Origin of the sequence: Ciceribacter ferrooxidans (genome assembly GCF_004137355.1) — a bacterium.
GTDB lineage: Bacteria > Pseudomonadota > Alphaproteobacteria > Rhizobiales > Rhizobiaceae > Allorhizobium > Allorhizobium ferrooxidans.
In genome coordinates this window covers 19,732-35,464 of the sequence record NZ_SDVB01000311.1, presented here as the reverse complement: position 1 = coordinate 35,464, position 15,733 = coordinate 19,732, and the positions used below count along the sequence as shown (strand labels likewise).

At 61.4% G+C, this 15,733-nt stretch carries 14 protein-coding genes and 1 tRNA gene; 8 read left to right on the top strand and 7 right to left on the bottom strand.

Features of this window, described 5'->3' with window-relative positions; translation table 11 throughout:
• Positions 1-56: 56 nt before the first annotated feature.
• A complete protein-coding gene (locus EUU22_RS20320; RefSeq protein WP_129333809.1) occupies positions 57-956 on the top strand; it encodes a YihY/virulence factor BrkB family protein in 900 nt (299 codons plus the stop codon).
• Here EUU22_RS20320 and gluQRS read toward each other — a convergent pair.
• On the bottom strand, positions 921-1,805 hold the full coding sequence (gene gluQRS, locus EUU22_RS20315) for a tRNA glutamyl-Q(34) synthetase GluQRS (protein ID WP_129333808.1): 885 nt from the start codon (positions 1,803-1,805) through the stop codon (positions 921-923). The genes EUU22_RS20320 and gluQRS overlap by 36 nt on opposite strands.
• A gap of 53 nt (positions 1,806-1,858) precedes the next feature.
• Here gluQRS and EUU22_RS20310 point away from each other — a divergent pair, with 53 nt between their 5' ends.
• Together EUU22_RS20310 and EUU22_RS20305 are read left to right on the top strand one after the other, a co-directional pair.
• Positions 1,859-2,509 carry a DNA-3-methyladenine glycosylase family protein gene (locus tag EUU22_RS20310; protein WP_129333807.1) on the top strand — a complete coding sequence of 217 codons (651 nt, stop codon included), beginning with the start codon at positions 1,859-1,861 and terminating at the stop codon, positions 2,507-2,509.
• A 136-nt stretch (positions 2,510-2,645) separates the two neighbouring features.
• Positions 2,646-3,203 carry an HNH endonuclease gene (locus tag EUU22_RS20305; RefSeq protein WP_129333806.1) on the top strand — a complete coding sequence of 186 codons (558 nt, stop codon included), beginning with the start codon at positions 2,646-2,648 and terminating at the stop codon, positions 3,201-3,203.
• Between the two features lie 6 nt (positions 3,204-3,209).
• Here EUU22_RS20305 and EUU22_RS20300 read toward each other — a convergent pair whose 3' ends face one another.
• Both EUU22_RS20300 and EUU22_RS20295 read right to left on the bottom strand, forming a co-directional pair.
• Positions 3,210-3,728, bottom strand: coding sequence for a disulfide bond formation protein B (locus EUU22_RS20300; RefSeq protein WP_129333805.1), 519 nt, complete (start codon positions 3,726-3,728; stop codon positions 3,210-3,212).
• A 14-nt stretch (positions 3,729-3,742) separates the two neighbouring features.
• Positions 3,743-4,333, bottom strand: a complete 591-nt coding sequence (locus EUU22_RS20295) for a YqaA family protein (protein ID WP_129333804.1) — start codon at positions 4,331-4,333, stop codon at positions 3,743-3,745.
• A gap of 187 nt (positions 4,334-4,520) precedes the next feature.
• Here EUU22_RS20295 and EUU22_RS20290 point away from each other — a divergent pair.
• Positions 4,521-4,605: transfer RNA gene (locus tag EUU22_RS20290), tRNA-Leu, on the top strand.
• Between the two features lie 48 nt (positions 4,606-4,653).
• Here EUU22_RS20290 and EUU22_RS20285 read toward each other — a convergent pair.
• Entirely contained in the window at positions 4,654-5,505 is an 852-nt protein-coding gene (locus EUU22_RS20285) for a LysR substrate-binding domain-containing protein (RefSeq protein WP_129333803.1), read from the bottom strand.
• Between the two features lie 108 nt (positions 5,506-5,613).
• On the opposite strand from EUU22_RS20285, the gene EUU22_RS20280 reads away from it, so the two are divergent.
• Together EUU22_RS20280 and EUU22_RS20275 are read left to right on the top strand one after the other, a co-directional pair.
• Positions 5,614-6,021, top strand: a complete 408-nt coding sequence (locus EUU22_RS20280) for a tautomerase family protein (protein WP_129333802.1) — start codon at positions 5,614-5,616, stop codon at positions 6,019-6,021.
• 91 nt (positions 6,022-6,112) lie between these two features.
• Positions 6,113-7,753, top strand: coding sequence for an AMP-binding protein (locus tag EUU22_RS20275; RefSeq protein WP_129333801.1), 1,641 nt, complete (start codon positions 6,113-6,115; stop codon positions 7,751-7,753).
• Between the two features lie 7 nt (positions 7,754-7,760).
• Here the strand turns inward: EUU22_RS20275 and EUU22_RS20270 are convergent, their stop codons facing one another.
• The 3 genes from EUU22_RS20270 to secA all read right to left on the bottom strand — a co-directional run bounded on the left by EUU22_RS20270 (position 7,761) and on the right by secA (position 13,325).
• The gene (locus tag EUU22_RS20270) at positions 7,761-9,041 is read right to left on the bottom strand and encodes a GNAT family N-acetyltransferase (RefSeq protein WP_129333800.1); all 1,281 of its coding nucleotides are present in this window, start codon (positions 9,039-9,041) and stop codon (positions 7,761-7,763) included.
• Positions 9,038-10,456, bottom strand: a complete 1,419-nt coding sequence (locus EUU22_RS20265) for a lipopolysaccharide biosynthesis protein (protein ID WP_129333799.1) — start codon at positions 10,454-10,456, stop codon at positions 9,038-9,040. The genes EUU22_RS20270 and EUU22_RS20265 overlap by 4 nt, the downstream gene beginning before the upstream one ends.
• A 145-nt stretch (positions 10,457-10,601) precedes the next feature.
• Positions 10,602-13,325 (bottom strand): preprotein translocase subunit SecA, encoded by a 2,724-nt coding sequence (gene secA / locus EUU22_RS20260; RefSeq protein WP_129334126.1) that lies wholly within the window; start codon positions 13,323-13,325, stop codon positions 10,602-10,604.
• A 241-nt stretch (positions 13,326-13,566) separates the two neighbouring features.
• On the opposite strand from secA, the gene EUU22_RS20255 reads away from it, so the two are divergent.
• Positions 13,567-14,412 carry a peptidylprolyl isomerase gene (locus EUU22_RS20255; protein ID WP_129333798.1) on the top strand — a complete coding sequence of 282 codons (846 nt, stop codon included), beginning with the start codon at positions 13,567-13,569 and terminating at the stop codon, positions 14,410-14,412.
• A 77-nt stretch (positions 14,413-14,489) separates the two neighbouring features.
• Positions 14,490-15,731, top strand: a complete 1,242-nt coding sequence (gene argJ / locus EUU22_RS20250; protein ID WP_129333797.1) for a bifunctional glutamate N-acetyltransferase/amino-acid acetyltransferase ArgJ — start codon at positions 14,490-14,492, stop codon at positions 15,729-15,731.
• Positions 15,732-15,733 lie beyond the last annotated feature (2 nt).

The window sequence follows — 15,733 nt, the reverse complement described above, 5'->3', positions numbered from 1 at the left end:
GAGGTTTCCCATATTCGCTTCCGGGTGACAACCGGCACTGACGATCGGGAGGCGAGATGCCAGCATTCCTGCGCATGCTCTACAAGGTGAGCTTTGATGCGCTGAAGCATTTTTCCGAGGATGACGGCTGGGCGATGGCAAGTCATGTGGCGCTCTCGGCCTTGCTCGCAGTCTTTCCCTTCCTGATCTTCGGGACTGCGGTTGCCGGCTTTTTCGGCGCAGATACGTTCGCCGACACGGCGATCCACCTGATTTTCGACACCTGGCCCGAAGCGATTGCCAGACCGCTTGCCGAACAGGTTCTGCAGGTTCTCACCGTGCCGCGCGGCCTTCTCACGATTTCGGTGTTGGCGGCGGCCTACTTCGCATCCAACGGGGTCGAGGCGTTGAGGGTGTCGCTCAATCGCGCCTACCGGGTGACGGAGGACCGCTCGTGGTACATCACGCGCCTCGTCAGCTTCGCCTACGTGATCGGTGGGGTCGTTGTCCTGGCGATTGTCAGCGCACTTCTCGTCGCCGTCCCGATTGCGCTCGCCTTCGCGAGCAAGTGGTTCCCGCTGCTCGAAGATTTCCTCGTGACCGTGGCCAACTGGAGGGTTTATGGAACCCTGTTCCTGCTTGCCACCGGCCTCATGATCTTTCACCTCGGGTTGCCAGCCGGTCACCGACGGCTGAGGGATGTCGCACCCGGCGTCCTGCTCACTCTGGTCCTCTGGCTCGTCGGAGCACTGGCTTTTGCGTCCTATCTCGCCACCTTTGCCAATTACGCCGCAACCTATGCCGGGTTGGCGTCGGTCATGGTGGTGCTCGTCTTCCTCTACATGGTCGGCGCAATCTTCATCATCGGCGCGGAATTCAACGCTGCGCTCCTGAAGTACGACGTGCTCTCCGGCCGACGCATGGCGAATGCCCGCCGCCGCTCACGCAAGGCCGACCAGCCGTCGGACGTCGGCTGATGTCAAGCCCCGGGCCCTCAGGGCTGCGAGAGCGGTGTCGCCTGCACTCTTGGAGAGCTTGCGGCCGTCGGCGCCGAGGATCAGCCGGTGATGATGGTAGACAGGGGCGGGCAGTCCAAGCAGTTCCTGCAGAAGCCTGTGCACGGCGGTCGCATGGAAAAGATCGAATCCACGGACCACATGGGTGACACCCTGCAGCGCATCGTCGACGGTCACAGACAGGTGGTAGCTCGACGGCGCGTCCGATCGCCAAAGCACGATATCGCCCCAGTCCTCCGGACGCGCAGCGATGTGGCCCTTCGGCCCATGGCCCGTCTCCGTCCAGGTCAGCCTTCTTCCGAGTTCTGCCGTCGCTTTCGCTATGTCGAGACGCCAGGCATGCCGACGACCGTCGGAGAGAAGACGCTCGCTGTCGGTCGCGAGCCGTTCCCTGTCGGTTGGTGGGTAAAGTGGAGCGCCGTCAGGATCGCGCGGCCAGGGCCGGCCATGCTGTTCGACCTCAGAGACATAGGCCTTCACCTCGCCGCGCGTCATGAAGGCCGGATAGGCCAAGCCGAGATCGATCAATCTCTGCAGCGCCTGTCGATACTCGTCGAGATGCTCGGACTGGCGCCGCACCGGTTCTTCCCAAGAGATCCGCAGCCAGGTCAGGTCATCGAGGATTGCTGTCTCGAATTCCGGTGTGCAGCGGGAAAGGTCGATGTCCTCGATCCTCAGCAGGAGCCGCCCCCCGGAAGCCTTTGCCATATCCTGATTGAGCAGGGCCGAAAGTGCGTGGCCGAGATGGAGGCGCCCGTTGGGGCTCGGCGCAAAGCGAAAAACGGACCTTTGATTGTCGAAGGCGGTCATGCTCTCTTCTGGCACGAACGGAGCGCTGCCGCCAAGAGGAGGAAGATGGGCGAATGAGGATCATCCGGACTGCGGAAGACGTCGAATACGGCGTTGCGGAATTGTGCCGCATCGATCCTCGCCTCCGCGTGCTTCACAGTGCCGTCGGTCGCTTGCCGCTCCGCCTCATGGAGCCGGGGTTTGCAGGTCTCGCACAGATAATTGTTTCGCAGATGGTGTCGAGAGCGAGTGCCGACGCGATATGGGGACGACTCGTCGCGGCGACAGGCGATCCGACGGCACGGAGCTATCTGTCGCTCGATCCGGGCGTCGTCGATGGTCTCGGCCTGTCGCGGGCGAAGGCCGAGACGTTGCGTGGGGTTGCAGAGGCGATCACGGCCGGGGAACTCAATTTAGCCTCCTTCGACGGCCGGGAGGCGGAGGACCTGGTTGGCGTCCTGACGTCCTATCGCGGCATCGGCCCCTGGACGGCCGAGGTCTACCTCATGTTCTGCTGCGGACATCCCGATGTCTTTCCCGCGGGAGACGTCGCGCTCAGAACCGCCGTGGGCAAGGCGCTCGGACATGCTGAACGCCCGCCGCCTTCCACGGTGACCTCTATCGCAGAGGCCTGGCGGCCATGGCGCTCTGTCGCCGCCCGGCTTTTCTGGGCATATTATGCGGGAGACTCCGCGCCTCTTCCCGGCATCACGCCGTCTGTTTGACGGCGGCTGCAACCCGGTTTGCTTGCTGTTTGGGCGAAACGCCGCATTCTGTAGCGGGTGCGTTATTCCGCTTCACAATCCTGTAACAACGGACCTAATATACAAGGGTGGATGCCGAATCGCTCAGGAGACGCCCTTGACGATTGCAGTCTCGCCCCAGTCCTTGCCGGCGCTCGTGCTGAATGCCGACTACAGGCCGCTGAGTTACTATCCCTTGTCGCTATGGTCCTGGCAGGACGCGATCAAGGCAGTCTTCCTTGACCGCGTCAATATCATAGCGGAATACGAACACTCGGTTTCTTCCCCCAGCTTTTCGATGCGGGTGCCGAGCGTCGTCAGCCTCAAGACCTATGTCCAGCCGTCCCGCAACCCGGCATTTACCCGCTTCAACGTCTTCCTGCGTGATCGTTTCGAGTGTCAGTACTGTGGTTCGACCGACGACCTGACCTTCGATCATGTCATCCCGCGCGCCCACGGCGGCGAGACGACATGGGAGAACGTCGTCGCGGCCTGCTCGCCGTGCAATCTCCGGAAGGGCAGCAAGCTGCCGAAGCAGGCGCAGATGTTCCCGGCACAAAGGCCTTACCGTCCCACGGTGCAGGACCTGCACAACAACGGGCGGCTCTTCCCGCCGAACTATCTGCATGAAAGCTGGGTCGACTACCTCTACTGGGACTCCGAATTGCAGCCCTGAACCGCGTCAGGAGCGCTTGCCGAAGACGCCCCAGGCCGCGATCGCGGCGAGTATCACGCTCCCGATCACGTTCCACCCTGCAAAGGAGAGCCCGAGTACGCGGAGCGTAGCTTCGGTGCAGGACGGACCCTTCACGCTGTTGAGCTGGTCGAGGATGTCGCCGGACCCGGCGGCGGGGGTTGCGCCGCCGACCGAGCAGCTCGCCGGTCCTTCCCAGAAGCCCCACTCGACGCCGGAATGATAGACGCCGAGGCCCCCACCGACGGTCATCAGGATCATGACGACCGCGAGCAGGCCGCGCGTGATCCAGGACGGCAGGTTCAGGACGCCTGCCAGTATCGCCAGAATTCCGACGGGGATGCCGATGTAGTAGGGATTTCGCTGGAGAAGGCAGAGCGCACACGGAATGTAGCCGCCGATATGCTCGAACGCGAGCGCGGAGCCGACGACGAAAGCCATGCCGAGCGTGGAGAGCACTGCCGCGACGGTCGTCTTGTTTTTGACGAGGGATGTAGAAAGACTCATGGCCAGTTTCCGTTTCAGTGCGCGACGTAGCGATAGCCTACGTAAAGCGCGATCAAGACTGCCGCGCCGGCCGCCGCAATATGGCCGAGCCGCTTTTCGATGAAGTCGCGGATCGGTTCGCCATAGCGCCGCAGCAGCCAGGCGAGCAGGAGGAACCGTCCGCCGCGCGCGGCGATGGCCGAGACGATGAACAGCCCCAGATTGATGTGCGCGACGCCGGAAAGGATGGTGACGACCTTGATCGGCGGCAGGTGGGCAAGACCCGAGGTGACCAGCAGCAGGAGCACGGTCTGGTAGTCGACACCTGTCCGCAGCCGCTCAAAGGCGTCGAGTTTGCCGTAGAATTCCAGGATCGGTCTGGCGATGGCCTCGAAGGCGTAATAACCGAGAAACCAACCCGCAATCCCTCCGAGAACGGAAGCAACCGTTGCGATAATCGCGTACCGCCACGCTCTCTCCGGTCTTGCGAGCGCCATGGGCAGGTAGAGGACGTCCGCCGGAATGAGGAAGATCGAGCTCTCGATAAAGGCGATGACGGCGAGCCAGGCCTCCGCAGACTTGCGAGCCGCCAGCGACATGGTCCAATCATAGAGGCGACGCAGCATTCGCGGTTTCCTGATCCTCGGGTCGAGCGGTTTTATGCAAGTGCGCCCCACCTGTAAATGCCCTGCCTTGCGGCGCATCATCCTGCCCGCAAACATTCGCGTGAACGGCTTTGACGAAAAAGGCGTTGACCGCCTCGGCCCGCTTCGTATAGTCCGGCGCTGTTCTACTGACGTATGACGCTTCTGTGCCCCATTGGCGGAACTGGTAGACGCGCTCGACTCAAAATCGAGTTCCGAAAGGAGTGCTGGTTCGATTCCGGCATGGGGCACCATTCACTTTGGGCAGGACTGACCATTGAATTGGGTCATGCTTGTGTCGACTACGCGAAATTCGGCAACAATTCTGCCAGAAGGTCTGCAAGGTCGGTCGCCGGACCCACAGCGTCGTGCCGTAATCGAAGTGAAAATTCGGCCGTCGGGAGCTCAGGTAGTCCGGCACTTTCCAGAACCGGCAAACTCTCTCCGAGCATTCGCGACGTCCTTGCCGTCACGGCTATCCCACTGCGCACGGCCGTGGAGAGTCCCGAAAGACTCGCACTTGTGGCGGCGATGCGATAGCGCCGACCCGCGGCATCCAATGCGGAAATCATGGCGCTTCGAAACCCGCACGGGGGATCGAGGAGCGCGAGGGGAACCTCGCCACCTTCTCTCTGAAGACATGTCGGGAACCCCAACCAGAGCATAGGTTCGCGAAGAACCGTCCGCTCACCCTCCTGGGCACCATGCCGCATGGTGATTGCAATGTCGAGTTCGCCGCGCTCGAACGCATCCGCCAACTCGGCCGAGCGTCCGATCCGCAGGTCAAGGCGCAGCCGTGGGTGACTGCGCGCAAAGAGACGCAGTATGTCAGGCAGACCTTTTTCCGCAAAGTCCTGCGTGCTTCCCAGCGCCAGACGACCGTCGGCGTGTATTCCCTTCAGGCTCAGCAGGGCTTCTCGATGCGTCGCCAGAATTCGGCGTGCATGACCGACGAGGGCCTCGCCTGCGAGAGTCAAGGTCCGCCCCCGCCCGGCCTGCTCCAGGAGCGGCTCGCCGACGGATGTCTCCAGGCGTTGCATTTGCGCCGTGACGGCGGAGGGAGAACGGCCGACGATCTCCGAAGCGCGCGACAGAGAGCCGCTGTCCACGAAAGCGAGAAAGGTTCGGAGCAGTTCCGGGTCGAGAGTGTACATAATTCGATCTTATCGAAGTTTTTGCCTAATAAAATCCAATTTTATTGATGTTTGAAAACTGTCATCACTGCTGGCCGACAACGTGAATTCAACTGTGGGAGCCAGCCGATGCCGATCATCAACATTACCCTGTCCACTCGTCCCGACGCCGCACGCTCAAAGCGGATTGCGCACGAGGTTACCGAGCTTACGCAACGCCATCTTCGCAAGGACCCGACGGTTACCGCGGTCGCTATCGCGCATATCGAGCCTGAGCACTGGTTTGCAGGAGGTCCGTCGCTCGCAGACCAGCAGCGGGAGAGCTTCTGGCTCGATATCAAGGTGGTCGACGGCACCAACACCAAGGATGAACTCGCTGCCTATATTGCCGCCATCTACGAAGGCGTCGGGAATATTCTCGGCGAGCTGCATCCAGAGAGTTACGCGTTCGTCCACGAGGTTTCGGCGGCCGCCTACGGATTCGGTGGCAGGACCCAGGAGTATCGCTACATCAAAGGCCGCTTGGCGGCGGTATAGGTGATCGGCGGTCCGGCGCGACGGCTGCCTTTCTCGTTGTGCACCTGCGAAACGAATGCTAGCAGTTCCCGATATGAGACGGGATACCGGCATGTTTCTGCCAGCAAGCAGTTCTTACGAAAGCATCCTCCGCGACTTCTCGTGGAAGATACCCGAGGACTTCAATATCGGACGCGCCGTCAGCGATGAGTGGGCGGCGCGCGATCCTGAGCGGGTCTGCCTAGAACACTTTAGCCCCGACGGCAATCATCAGTCGATGACCTATCGAGGGCTTTCCGAGCGTTCTGCAGCGTTTGCGCATGCCCTGCATTCGCTGGGGGTCGTCGCCGGCGACCGTGTGGCCCTGCTGCTGCCGCAGTCCTTCGAGACGGTCATCGCGCATGTTTCGATTTACAAGATCGGGGGCATCGCACTGCCGCTTGCTCTTCTTTTCGGGGAAGAAGCGCTCGAATTTCGCCTTCGGGTGTCCGGCGCCAAGGTGGTGGTTACCAACGACTTCGGCCTTTTGCGTCTTGCGCCGATCCGCGGGCGCCTGCCCGAACTCAAGCACGTGATCTCGATCGACGAGGGCGGTGCCCCGGTCCTATCCTTTGCCCGATTGATCGACGATCATCCCTCCGTCTTCGAAGTGGTAGAGGGTGGCCCCGACAAGCCTGCGCTGATGATCTTCACCTCGGGGACGACCGGGCCGCCAAAGGGCGCCCTGCACGGGCACCGCGTTCTTCCCGGGCATATGCCGGGTTTCCAGATGGCACATGCCCTTCCGCCGATGCCGGGAGACAAGATGTGGACGCCGGCGGACTGGGCTTGGGCCGGAGGCCTGCTCAACGCGCTCCTTCCGGCGCTGCTGCTCGGAATTCCGGTCGTCTCGTCGCCCGCCCAGAAATTCGATCCGCTTATGGCGTTCCGTATCATGGCTGAAATGAAGGTCCGCAACGCCTTCATCCCGCCGACGGCCCTGCGGCTGATGAAGATCGTGGAGCATCCGCGAGACAGATACGATCTTGTTCTGCGCAGCATAGGCAGTGCCGGCGAAGCTCTCGGACGAGAGACCTACGAGTGGGTAAAGTCGGCGCTCGGGATCGTGCCCAACGAATTCTACGGCCAAACGGAGTGCAATTTCGTTCTCTCGTCGGCGGCTCATCTCGGCGTCACCAAGGCCGGCGCGATCGGACGGCCGGTGCCTGGCCATGATGTCGCGATCATCGATCCGGATGGAAATGTCCTTCCGGCAGGCGCTGCCGGACAGATCGCGATCCGTCGCCCGGATCCGGTGATGTTCCTTGAGTACTGGCAGAAGCCGGAAGCGACCGCCGCCAAGTTCATCGGCGATTGGATGACGACGGGTGACGTGGGCCGGAGGGACGAAGAGGGCTATTTCTTCTTTCTCGGTCGCGACGACGACGTCATCACCTCATCCGGTTACCGGATCGGACCGACCGAGATCGAGGATTGCCTCCTTGGCCATCCGGCGGTGCATCTCGCGGCGGTGATCGGAAAGCCGGATCCGCTCCGCACGGAAATCGTCAAGGCCTTCGTCGTTCTCAGGCCCGGCCATGTCCCGGGTCCCGAGTTGGCGGACGATCTTCGTTTGTGGGTCAAGCAGCGGTTGTCGATGCACGAATATCCTCGCGAGGTTACCTTCGTGGACGAGCTGCCGTTGACGACGTCGGGCAAAGTGATCCGTCGGCTTCTGCGCGAGCAGGAGACAGCGGGTTTCGCTGCGGAGTAAAACGCCCTCAGCGATCACCAAACCGGCGCGACAGGATCTTGTCGCGCAGCATCCGTGCGAGATTGCGGGTATTTCTGTAAAGATGAAGTTGCGTCGCAACCTGCCGGACATCACGGTCGGCGTTGCGGTTGAGACCAATGACCACCGTCGCCATCTCCTCGCGTTCCCGCCACATGCGGTGCAGCATGGTCTGTTCGGCCTCGGTGGACGAGTCCGTGCGCACGATGTTGGCGTCTTCGAGGTGCCAGACGGTCAGGTCCGCGGCAAGCAGCTTGCCGGGTGAGAAGCGGGCATAATCCTCGTCGAACGTGGTTTTCCAAGTGTAGGCCTCGCCGGCCATGATGAAGACGATCATCGAGGCGACCGCTTTACCGTCGAGGTCGAGCGTGTGAACGCGCACCGCGTCGACCTCGGCAAGGTTGCTGACGGCTTCACGGGCGAAAGCTGAACGGTAACGGTCGTTGAGGAGCGCGGTCCGCTTTTTCCCCTTCCAACCCCTTGCCTCGAGCGAGAGGAACTCCTCCATACGCAGCCGGATCTCCTCGGGCTGTCGGGCGACGCCGTAGACAAGTTCGCCCTCCTGGGCGAGCAACCGGCGCTGCCGGCGGATATCCTTCAGGTGCCCCCTGGAGATGGCGTTTTTGAGGTAGGTGTTGCCGTCCTCATAGCTCTCGAGCATCGGGCGCTGGGAAGGATTGGTGATCGTCACGGGCAGGTCCCGGCTGAGGGCCAGCGCTCTCGCGAGCTTGGCGAACGGGCCGTTGACACGAAGGCTGGGCAGGACGAGGACAGCGGGGAGTTTTGCCTCCGGTGCGGCGAGCGCCTCGAAGAGGTTGTCGATCGTCTCCGCCGCATCCTCAGCGTCGACGAGCGGCGTTCCGAGCGGACCGAAGTCGTTGGCCCAAACCCTGATGATCGAAGGGCCGACGGAGAAGCCCGGCTTCTCGATGGAGAACGGCATCAACAGGCGCATGCGGCTGCGCGTGCCGACCTCATCGCGAATGATGGCGATGCGGATCTGCCGGTCCTCGAGTCGTGGCATAGCCGGCGCGAGGAAACGGGCAGCGAAGAAGATGTTGGGCTCCATTGCCCGATAAGTCAGGAAGTCGAGTTCCTCCTGCAGATCGTACCCCATGCGTCCGGGATAGAGCGCAAGGTGACGCCCCGGACGCCCGACGGCGATGCGCACGTCGGCGACGACACCTGGACGTCCGTCGACCGAAAGTGCCCCGGGAGGGAGGCTGTCGGGACCATTCTTGCTGTCGTTGAAGATCGGCGGCTGCATCATGATCTGGATGGCCTTGTTCTGTCCAGGATTGCCAGCGGATTGGCGAATGCGAAAAGTACGATACCGAGCGAAGCGCGCACGGCGAGGTGGAGGAGAAGCGCTTCGACCATCATGGCTGCGGCGGTGGCTGAAGCCGCGCCCACCAAGCCGAAGTGCGGGATCAGAATAACATTCAAAGCAATGTTTGTCGCGAGCGCGACGACGTAAAGCCACACGCAAAGTCCTTGCCGGCCGGCCATGGTCAGCAGCACTTCGCCAGGCCCGACCACCGCCTTCGAGAGAATGCCTGCAAGCAGGATCGCCATGAGGATATAGCCTGACGTGAAGGCCTCGCCGAACAGCATCAGAAGAAACCTTCCGAAGAGCAATACGGCGAAACCCATCAGGAGCGACGGCCAGAAGCTCCAGCGAACGGTGTTGCCGGCGAAGACCGCGAGTTGCCGCACGTCCGACTGCGCCATCATGGCCGAGAACCGGGGCGCGACGACCGTCTTTATGGCGAAATAGACGAACTGCACGAGCGCCATGGTCTTGGACGCTGCGAAATAGACGGCAACCTGTTCGGGATCGAGGTAGAGGCCGACGATGACCACATCCGAGTTGGTGAGCAGAAAGGAAAATCCCTCGATCAGGAAGATCGGAATTGCGACCTTGAACCAAACGAGGAAATCGACCTTTCCCGTATTGAAGGAGAAGCGTTTCCGCAATCTCCACTCGATGACCGCGAACTGGCTGAGGGAGGTGACATAGGTGGCAAGCAACGCCGCCTGCATGGCCGTCGTCGCCGTATGCGGCGCGCCGAAAAGAACGGCAACGACCATGAAGAGCAGGATCAGCGTCGGACGGATGAGATAGGTCGGGCTGAGGGCCCCGATGGTCCAGTGGTTGGCGCGGGCGGTGCCCTCGAGGACATCCCCCAGAGCAATCATCGGCAGCGTGGCAAGGCCGAAGATCAGCGGCATGACATAATAGGCTTCGATCCGGTCGCCCGCAAACTGCAGGAGGAGGATGCCCGCGATGGCGAGCAGGCTTGCCATCAACATCGAGAAGCGTCGTGCGGTGTGGGTCAGGCCGCGGATGCTGTCATATTCTCCCAGGGCCTGGTATTGCGGCAGGAAACGGATGATCGTGGCATGAAAGCCGAGGCAGGAGAGGTTCCCGGCGAGCACGACCAGGACCCATACGAAGACGAATATGCCGTATTCGAACTCGCCCATGATCCGGGCCTGGATGATCTGGGAAACAAGGGCGATGGCGGCGCTGACGACACGGATTGCAAAGGCGATGAGCGCCTTGCGCCGGGACTGGGCATTGTCGTCGTCGCTCAGCAGCACGCTCTCCAGCCGCCTGAACGCCGGATGCAGGCTGCTCGGCAGTAACTTTTCCGCAAACTGGATCACTGCCGGGATCGACACGCTATACTCACCGATGACGCAATACTGATCGGTGTACTGTGCCCATTCAGGGTTAAAAAACGGTTCCTCTACCGCGCATGCGGTGTGTCACCAGAATGCAAAAAGGCGGCCCGTAAGCCGCCTTCCAGAGTTCCGTTCTTGCCTCTTACGCCTGTTCGAAGGCGCCGTGGCAATGCTTGTACTTCTTGCCGGAGCCGCAAGGGCAGGTCTCGTTGCGGCCGACCTTGCCCCACGTGGACGGATCCTCGGGGTTGCGGTTTTCCGGAGCGACGTAGTCGGGGGCCAGCAGGGCGCCTGCGGCCCCACCCTCATTGAAGTCGTCCTCGCCGGTCGTCGCATCGATATGATGGCCTTCCATCTCGGGAACCGACGGCGGCGGCGCTTCACGTACAAGTTCGACCCGCATCATCTGCGTCGTCACGGCTTCACGGAGATTTGCAAGCAGTGCCTGGAAAAGCTCGAAGGCTTCGGCCTTGTACTCCTGCAGCGGATCGCGCTGGGCGTAGCCGCGGAAACCGACCACCGAACGCAGGTGGTCGAGATTGACGATATGTTCCCGCCAGAGCTGGTCGATCGTCTGGAGCACGACGGAGCGTTCGACATAATGCATGATTTCCGGACCGAAACGTTCGGCCTTGTCGGCAACAGCCTTGTCCGTGGCTTCCGTGATGCGCGCGAGGATATCATCGTCGGCGATGCCTTCCTCTCTCCCCCATTCCTCGATCGGAAGGTCGAGATTGAGGATCCGTGCGACGGCCGCCCTGAGGCCCACCGTGTCCCATTGCTCGGCGTAGGCACGCTCAGGAATGTGGAGACCCACAAGCGACTCGATGACGTCATTGCGCATGTCGGCGATTGTTGCCGAAACATCTGGAGAATCCATGAGTTCGAGACGCTGCTCGAAGATGACCTTGCGCTGGTCGTTGAGAACGTCGTCGTATTTCAGAAGATTCTTGCGGATGTCGAAGTTTCGCGCCTCGACCTTCTTCTGAGCACGTTCGAGTGCCTTGTTGATCCAGGGGTGGACGATCGCCTCACCTTCCTTCAGGCCCAGCTTCTGCAGCATCCCGTCCATCCGGTCGGAACCGAAGATGCGCATCAGATCGTCCTGGAGCGACAGGTAGAACTTGGAACGGCCGGGGTCACCCTGACGGCCGGAACGACCGCGCAGCTGGTTGTCGATACGGCGGCTTTCGTGCCGCTCGCTGGCGATGACATAGAGGCCGCCCGCTTCGAGCGCCTTCTGCTTGAGCCGAGCAACCTCGTCCTTGATTGCCGCAATCCTGGCGTCGCGTTCCGCGCCGTCCTCCATCTCGGCCGTTTCCCGCTCGATCCGCATTTCGAGGTTGCCGCCGAGCTGGATGTCGGTACCGCGGCCGGCCATGTTGGTGGCGATGGTCACCGCACCCGGCACGCCAGCCTGGCCGACGATATAGGCCTCTTGCTCATGATAGCGTGCGTTGAGCACGGAGAAATCCTGGAAGCCGGATTGCTTAAGCAAAGCTGCAAGGAGTTCCGACTTCTCGATCGAGGTGGTTCCGACGAGTACCGGCTGGCCGCGTCCGTTGGCCGTCTTGATTTCTTCAATGATTGCCCGGAACTTCTCTTCGGCGGTCCGGTAAACCTCGTCGTCCTCGTCGATGCGCTGGATCGGGAGGTTCGTCGGAACCTCGACCACGTCGAGGCCATAGATGTTGGCGAATTCTTCCGCTTCGGTCGCCGCGGTGCCGGTCATGCCGGCAAGCTTGTCGTACATGCGGAAGTAGTTCTGGAAGGTGATAGAGGCCAGCGTCTGGTTTTCAGGCTGGATCTGCACCTTTTCCTTGGCTTCAAGCGCCTGGTGCTGCCCTTCCGAATAGCGTCGGCCCGGCATCATACGGCCGGTGAACTCGTCGATGATGACGACCTCGCCGTTGCGAACGATGTAGTCCTTGTCGCGGGTGAAGAGCTTATGCGCCTTCAGTGCATTGTTGATGTGGTGGACGATGGCGACGTTTTCGACGTCGTACAGCGAAGCACCCTTCAGAAGGTTGGCTTCCCGCAGCAGGTTCTCGAGCTTCTCTGTGCCGACCTCGGAGAAGTTTGCCGAGCGCTGCTTTTCGTCGATCTCGTAGTCTTCTTCCGACAGAAGCGGAATGAAGGCATCGATCGTCGTGTAGAGGTCGGAACGGTCGTCGAGCGGGCCGGAGATGATGAGCGGCGTGCGGGCCTCGTCGACCAGGATCGAGTCCACTTCGTCGACGATCGCATAGTTGTGGTCGCGCTGCACCATCTGCGAGCGCTCGTACTTCATGTTGTCGCGTAGGTAATCGAAACCGAGTTCGTTATTCGTCGCGTAGGTAATGTCGCAGGCATAGGCGGCCCGGCGCTCTTCGTCCGACAGGCCGTGGACGATCACGCCCGTAGTCATGCCGAGGAAGCCGTAGAGCTTGCCCATGGTCGTAGAGTCGCGCTTGGCAAGGTAATCGTTGACGGTCACGACGTGGACGCCCTTGCCGGCGAGCGCGTTCAGGTAGACGGCAAGCGTCGCGACGAGGGTCTTGCCTTCGCCCGTCTTCATTTCGGCGATCGAATTATCGTTCAGGATCATCGCGCCAACGAGCTGAACGTCGAAAGGCCGCAGCCCAAGTGTCCGGCGGGCCGCCTCGCGGGCAACGGCGAAGGCGGGGACGAGAAGGTCGTCGAGGGTCTTGCCGGCGGCAAGCTGTTCGCGGAACTCCACCGTCTTTGCGGCGAGTGCTCCGTCGTCCAGAGCCTTCATGCTGTCTTCGAGAGCATTGATTGCCGCGACCTTCGGCTGGTAGGAGCGGATACGGCGATCGTTTGCCGAGCCGAACAGTTTGCGGGCGAGCCCACCAAGACTGACCATCAGCATGGTCCTTTCTGACACTTCGTCACATATTGCGCGCGCTCGCCGGCAGCCGATCACGGACGAAATGGAGTGCCGCCACCGGAAACATCTCTGGACGCGAGGTTGCGTGACAGATAAGAGGGGGGTCGAATGATGTCAACGGGACAGGTTGATGCGGAGGCGTTGGTTTCCGGCGTATCCGACAACTTTTCGCCCGATTCAATCGGTTTGAAGCGGTTTCCTATTCGAAAGGTCTCTCATGTCTCGCTATCATAAACTTGCCCTTGCTGCATGCGTGGCGCTCGTGGGCCTTAAGGTACCTGCTTTTGCCGAAGACGCCCTGGTGGCGAAGGTCGGCAACCTCGAGATCCGTCAGTCCGAGCTCGATATCGCGCTCGCAAATCTCGATCCGCAGCTGTCGCAGCTTCCCGATGAGCAGAAGAAGGTTGCCGCTCTTTCGAGCGCCATCGATGTGAAGCTCCTGGCAGGCAACGCGACGGCTGAGGGACTGAAGGATGACCCGGCCTACCAGCAGCGCATGCAGTTCATCGCTGAACGGGAACTTCATAACCTGTATTTCAAGAAGCACGTGGTCGACGCCGTGACGGACGACGAGGTCAAGGCACGTTACGACAAGGAAATCGCCGGCCTGCCGAAGCAGGAGGAGGTTCGTGCGCGGCACATCCTCGTGAAGACCGAAGACGAGGCGAAGGCTGTCATTGCCGAACTCGACAAGGGCAAGGATTTCGTCGAGCTTGCGAAAGAGAAATCTACCGATCCGAACAAATCGGAAGGTGGGGATCTCGGCTACTTCACCAAGGGGCGGATGGTGCCGGAATTCGAACAGGCCGCTTTCGCAATGGAGAAGGGCACCTACTCGAAGACCCCGGTCAAGACCCAGTTCGGATTCCACGTCATCAAGGTCGAAGACAAGCGCGATGCGCCGCCGCCGGCCTACGACGACGTCTCGCAGCAGGTCCGCCAGCTCGTCATGCGTGACAAGTATCTCGAGCTGATTGCCAAGGCGAAGGCCGACCAGAAGGTCGAGATCGTCGATGAAGCCCTGCGTAAGGGTTATGAGGACGTGAACAAGCAGCCGCAATAACGGCGGCAGCCTTTCGGCCCGCGCTGCCGGCGCGGGCCTTCCCTCTCGTGCTTCGCATCATTTCAGGCTGCAAAGAAATGTCCTCGACCGTTTCCCCGCTTGCTCCCAAGTCCTATCCCACCATGCCGCCGGTCCGCGGCGTGCGCATGGCGACCGCAGCAGCCGGCATAAAGTACAAGAACCGCACTGACGTCCTGCTGATGGCCTTCGACAAGCCCGCGGCCGTTGCCGGTGTGTTCACCCGTTCCAAATGTCCGTCGGCGCCGGTTGATTTCTGCCGCGAGAATCTTCCCCACGGCGTTGCGCGCGGTGTGGTTGTCAATTCGGGCAACGCCAATGCGTTCACCGGCATGAAGGGCAAGGCGGCGACCGCACTGACGGCGAAATCGGCGGCCGCGGCACTTGGCTGTGTGGAGAAAGAGATCTATCTCGCCTCCACCGGCGTCATCGGCGAGCCGCTCGATGCGACCAAGTTCTCCGGCGTTCTAGGCGAGATGGCCAAGAGCGCGACCGGCGACTTCTGGCTGGAAGCAGCCAAGGCGATCATGACGACCGACACCTATCCAAAGGTGGCGACCCGAACGGCAAAGATCGACGGTGTCAACGTGACGATCAACGGCATTGCCAAGGGCGCGGGTATGATCGCGCCGGACATGGCGACGATGCTGTCTTTCGTGGTCACCGACGCGGACATTGCGGCTCCAGCGCTTCAGGCGCTTCTTTCTGCCGGCGTCGGCCCGAGCTTCAATTCCGTAACGGTCGACAGTGACACCTCCACTTCCGACACGCTGATGCTGTTTGCGACCGGCGCTGCCGCCGCGGACGGTCAGGTACGTGTCGAATCTGCAGACGATGTCCGCCTTGATGGCTTCAGGGCCGCGCTCGATGATCTTCTCAAGGACTTGGCATTGCAGGTGGTCCGTGACGGCGAAGGTGCGCGAAAGATGATCGCGATTACCGTCACTGGCGCCGAAAATGACGGAGCTGCGAAGCGCATTGGCCTGTCGATCGCCAACTCCCCGCTCGTCAAGACGGCGGTTGCCGGTGAAGATGCGAACTGGGGCCGTGTGGTCATGGCCGTCGGAAAGTCCGGCGAAGTGGCCGATCGTGACCGGCTTGCCATCTGGTTTGGCGATGTCCGCGTGGCGGTCAACGGTGAGCGGGATCCCGGTTACTCCGAAGCCGCTGCGAGTGCAGTGATGAAGGAGGATGATGTCGCAATCCGGGTTGATGTCGGCCTCGGCAACGGTCAGGCGACCGTCTGGACTTGCGATCTCACCAAGGAATATGTCGCGATCAACGGCGATTATCGGAGTTGATG

What these genes read in the sequence shown, in the direction of transcription:
- EUU22_RS20320 (WP_129333809.1), top strand. Translation starts at nt 57, where the DNA reads ATGCCAGCATTCCTGCGCATGCTCTACAAGGTGAGCTTTGATGCGCTG.
- gluQRS (WP_129333808.1), bottom strand. Translation starts at nt 1,805, where the DNA reads ATGACCGCCTTCGACAATCAAAGGTCCGTTTTTCGCTTTGCGCCGAGC.
- EUU22_RS20310 (WP_129333807.1), top strand. Translation starts at nt 1,859, where the DNA reads ATGAGGATCATCCGGACTGCGGAAGACGTCGAATACGGCGTTGCGGAA.
- EUU22_RS20300 (WP_129333805.1), bottom strand. Translation starts at nt 3,728, where the DNA reads ATGAGTCTTTCTACATCCCTCGTCAAAAACAAGACGACCGTCGCGGCA.
- EUU22_RS20295 (WP_129333804.1), bottom strand. Translation starts at nt 4,333, where the DNA reads ATGCTGCGTCGCCTCTATGATTGGACCATGTCGCTGGCGGCTCGCAAG.
- EUU22_RS20285 (WP_129333803.1), bottom strand. Translation starts at nt 5,505, where the DNA reads ATGTACACTCTCGACCCGGAACTGCTCCGAACCTTTCTCGCTTTCGTG.
- EUU22_RS20280 (WP_129333802.1), top strand. Translation starts at nt 5,614, where the DNA reads ATGCCGATCATCAACATTACCCTGTCCACTCGTCCCGACGCCGCACGC.
- EUU22_RS20275 (WP_129333801.1), top strand. Translation starts at nt 6,113, where the DNA reads ATGTTTCTGCCAGCAAGCAGTTCTTACGAAAGCATCCTCCGCGACTTC.
- EUU22_RS20270 (WP_129333800.1), bottom strand. Translation starts at nt 9,041, where the DNA reads ATGATGCAGCCGCCGATCTTCAACGACAGCAAGAATGGTCCCGACAGC.
- secA (WP_129334126.1), bottom strand. Translation starts at nt 13,325, where the DNA reads ATGGTCAGTCTTGGTGGGCTCGCCCGCAAACTGTTCGGCTCGGCAAAC.
- EUU22_RS20255 (WP_129333798.1), top strand. Translation starts at nt 13,567, where the DNA reads ATGTCTCGCTATCATAAACTTGCCCTTGCTGCATGCGTGGCGCTCGTG.
- argJ (WP_129333797.1), top strand. Translation starts at nt 14,490, where the DNA reads ATGTCCTCGACCGTTTCCCCGCTTGCTCCCAAGTCCTATCCCACCATG.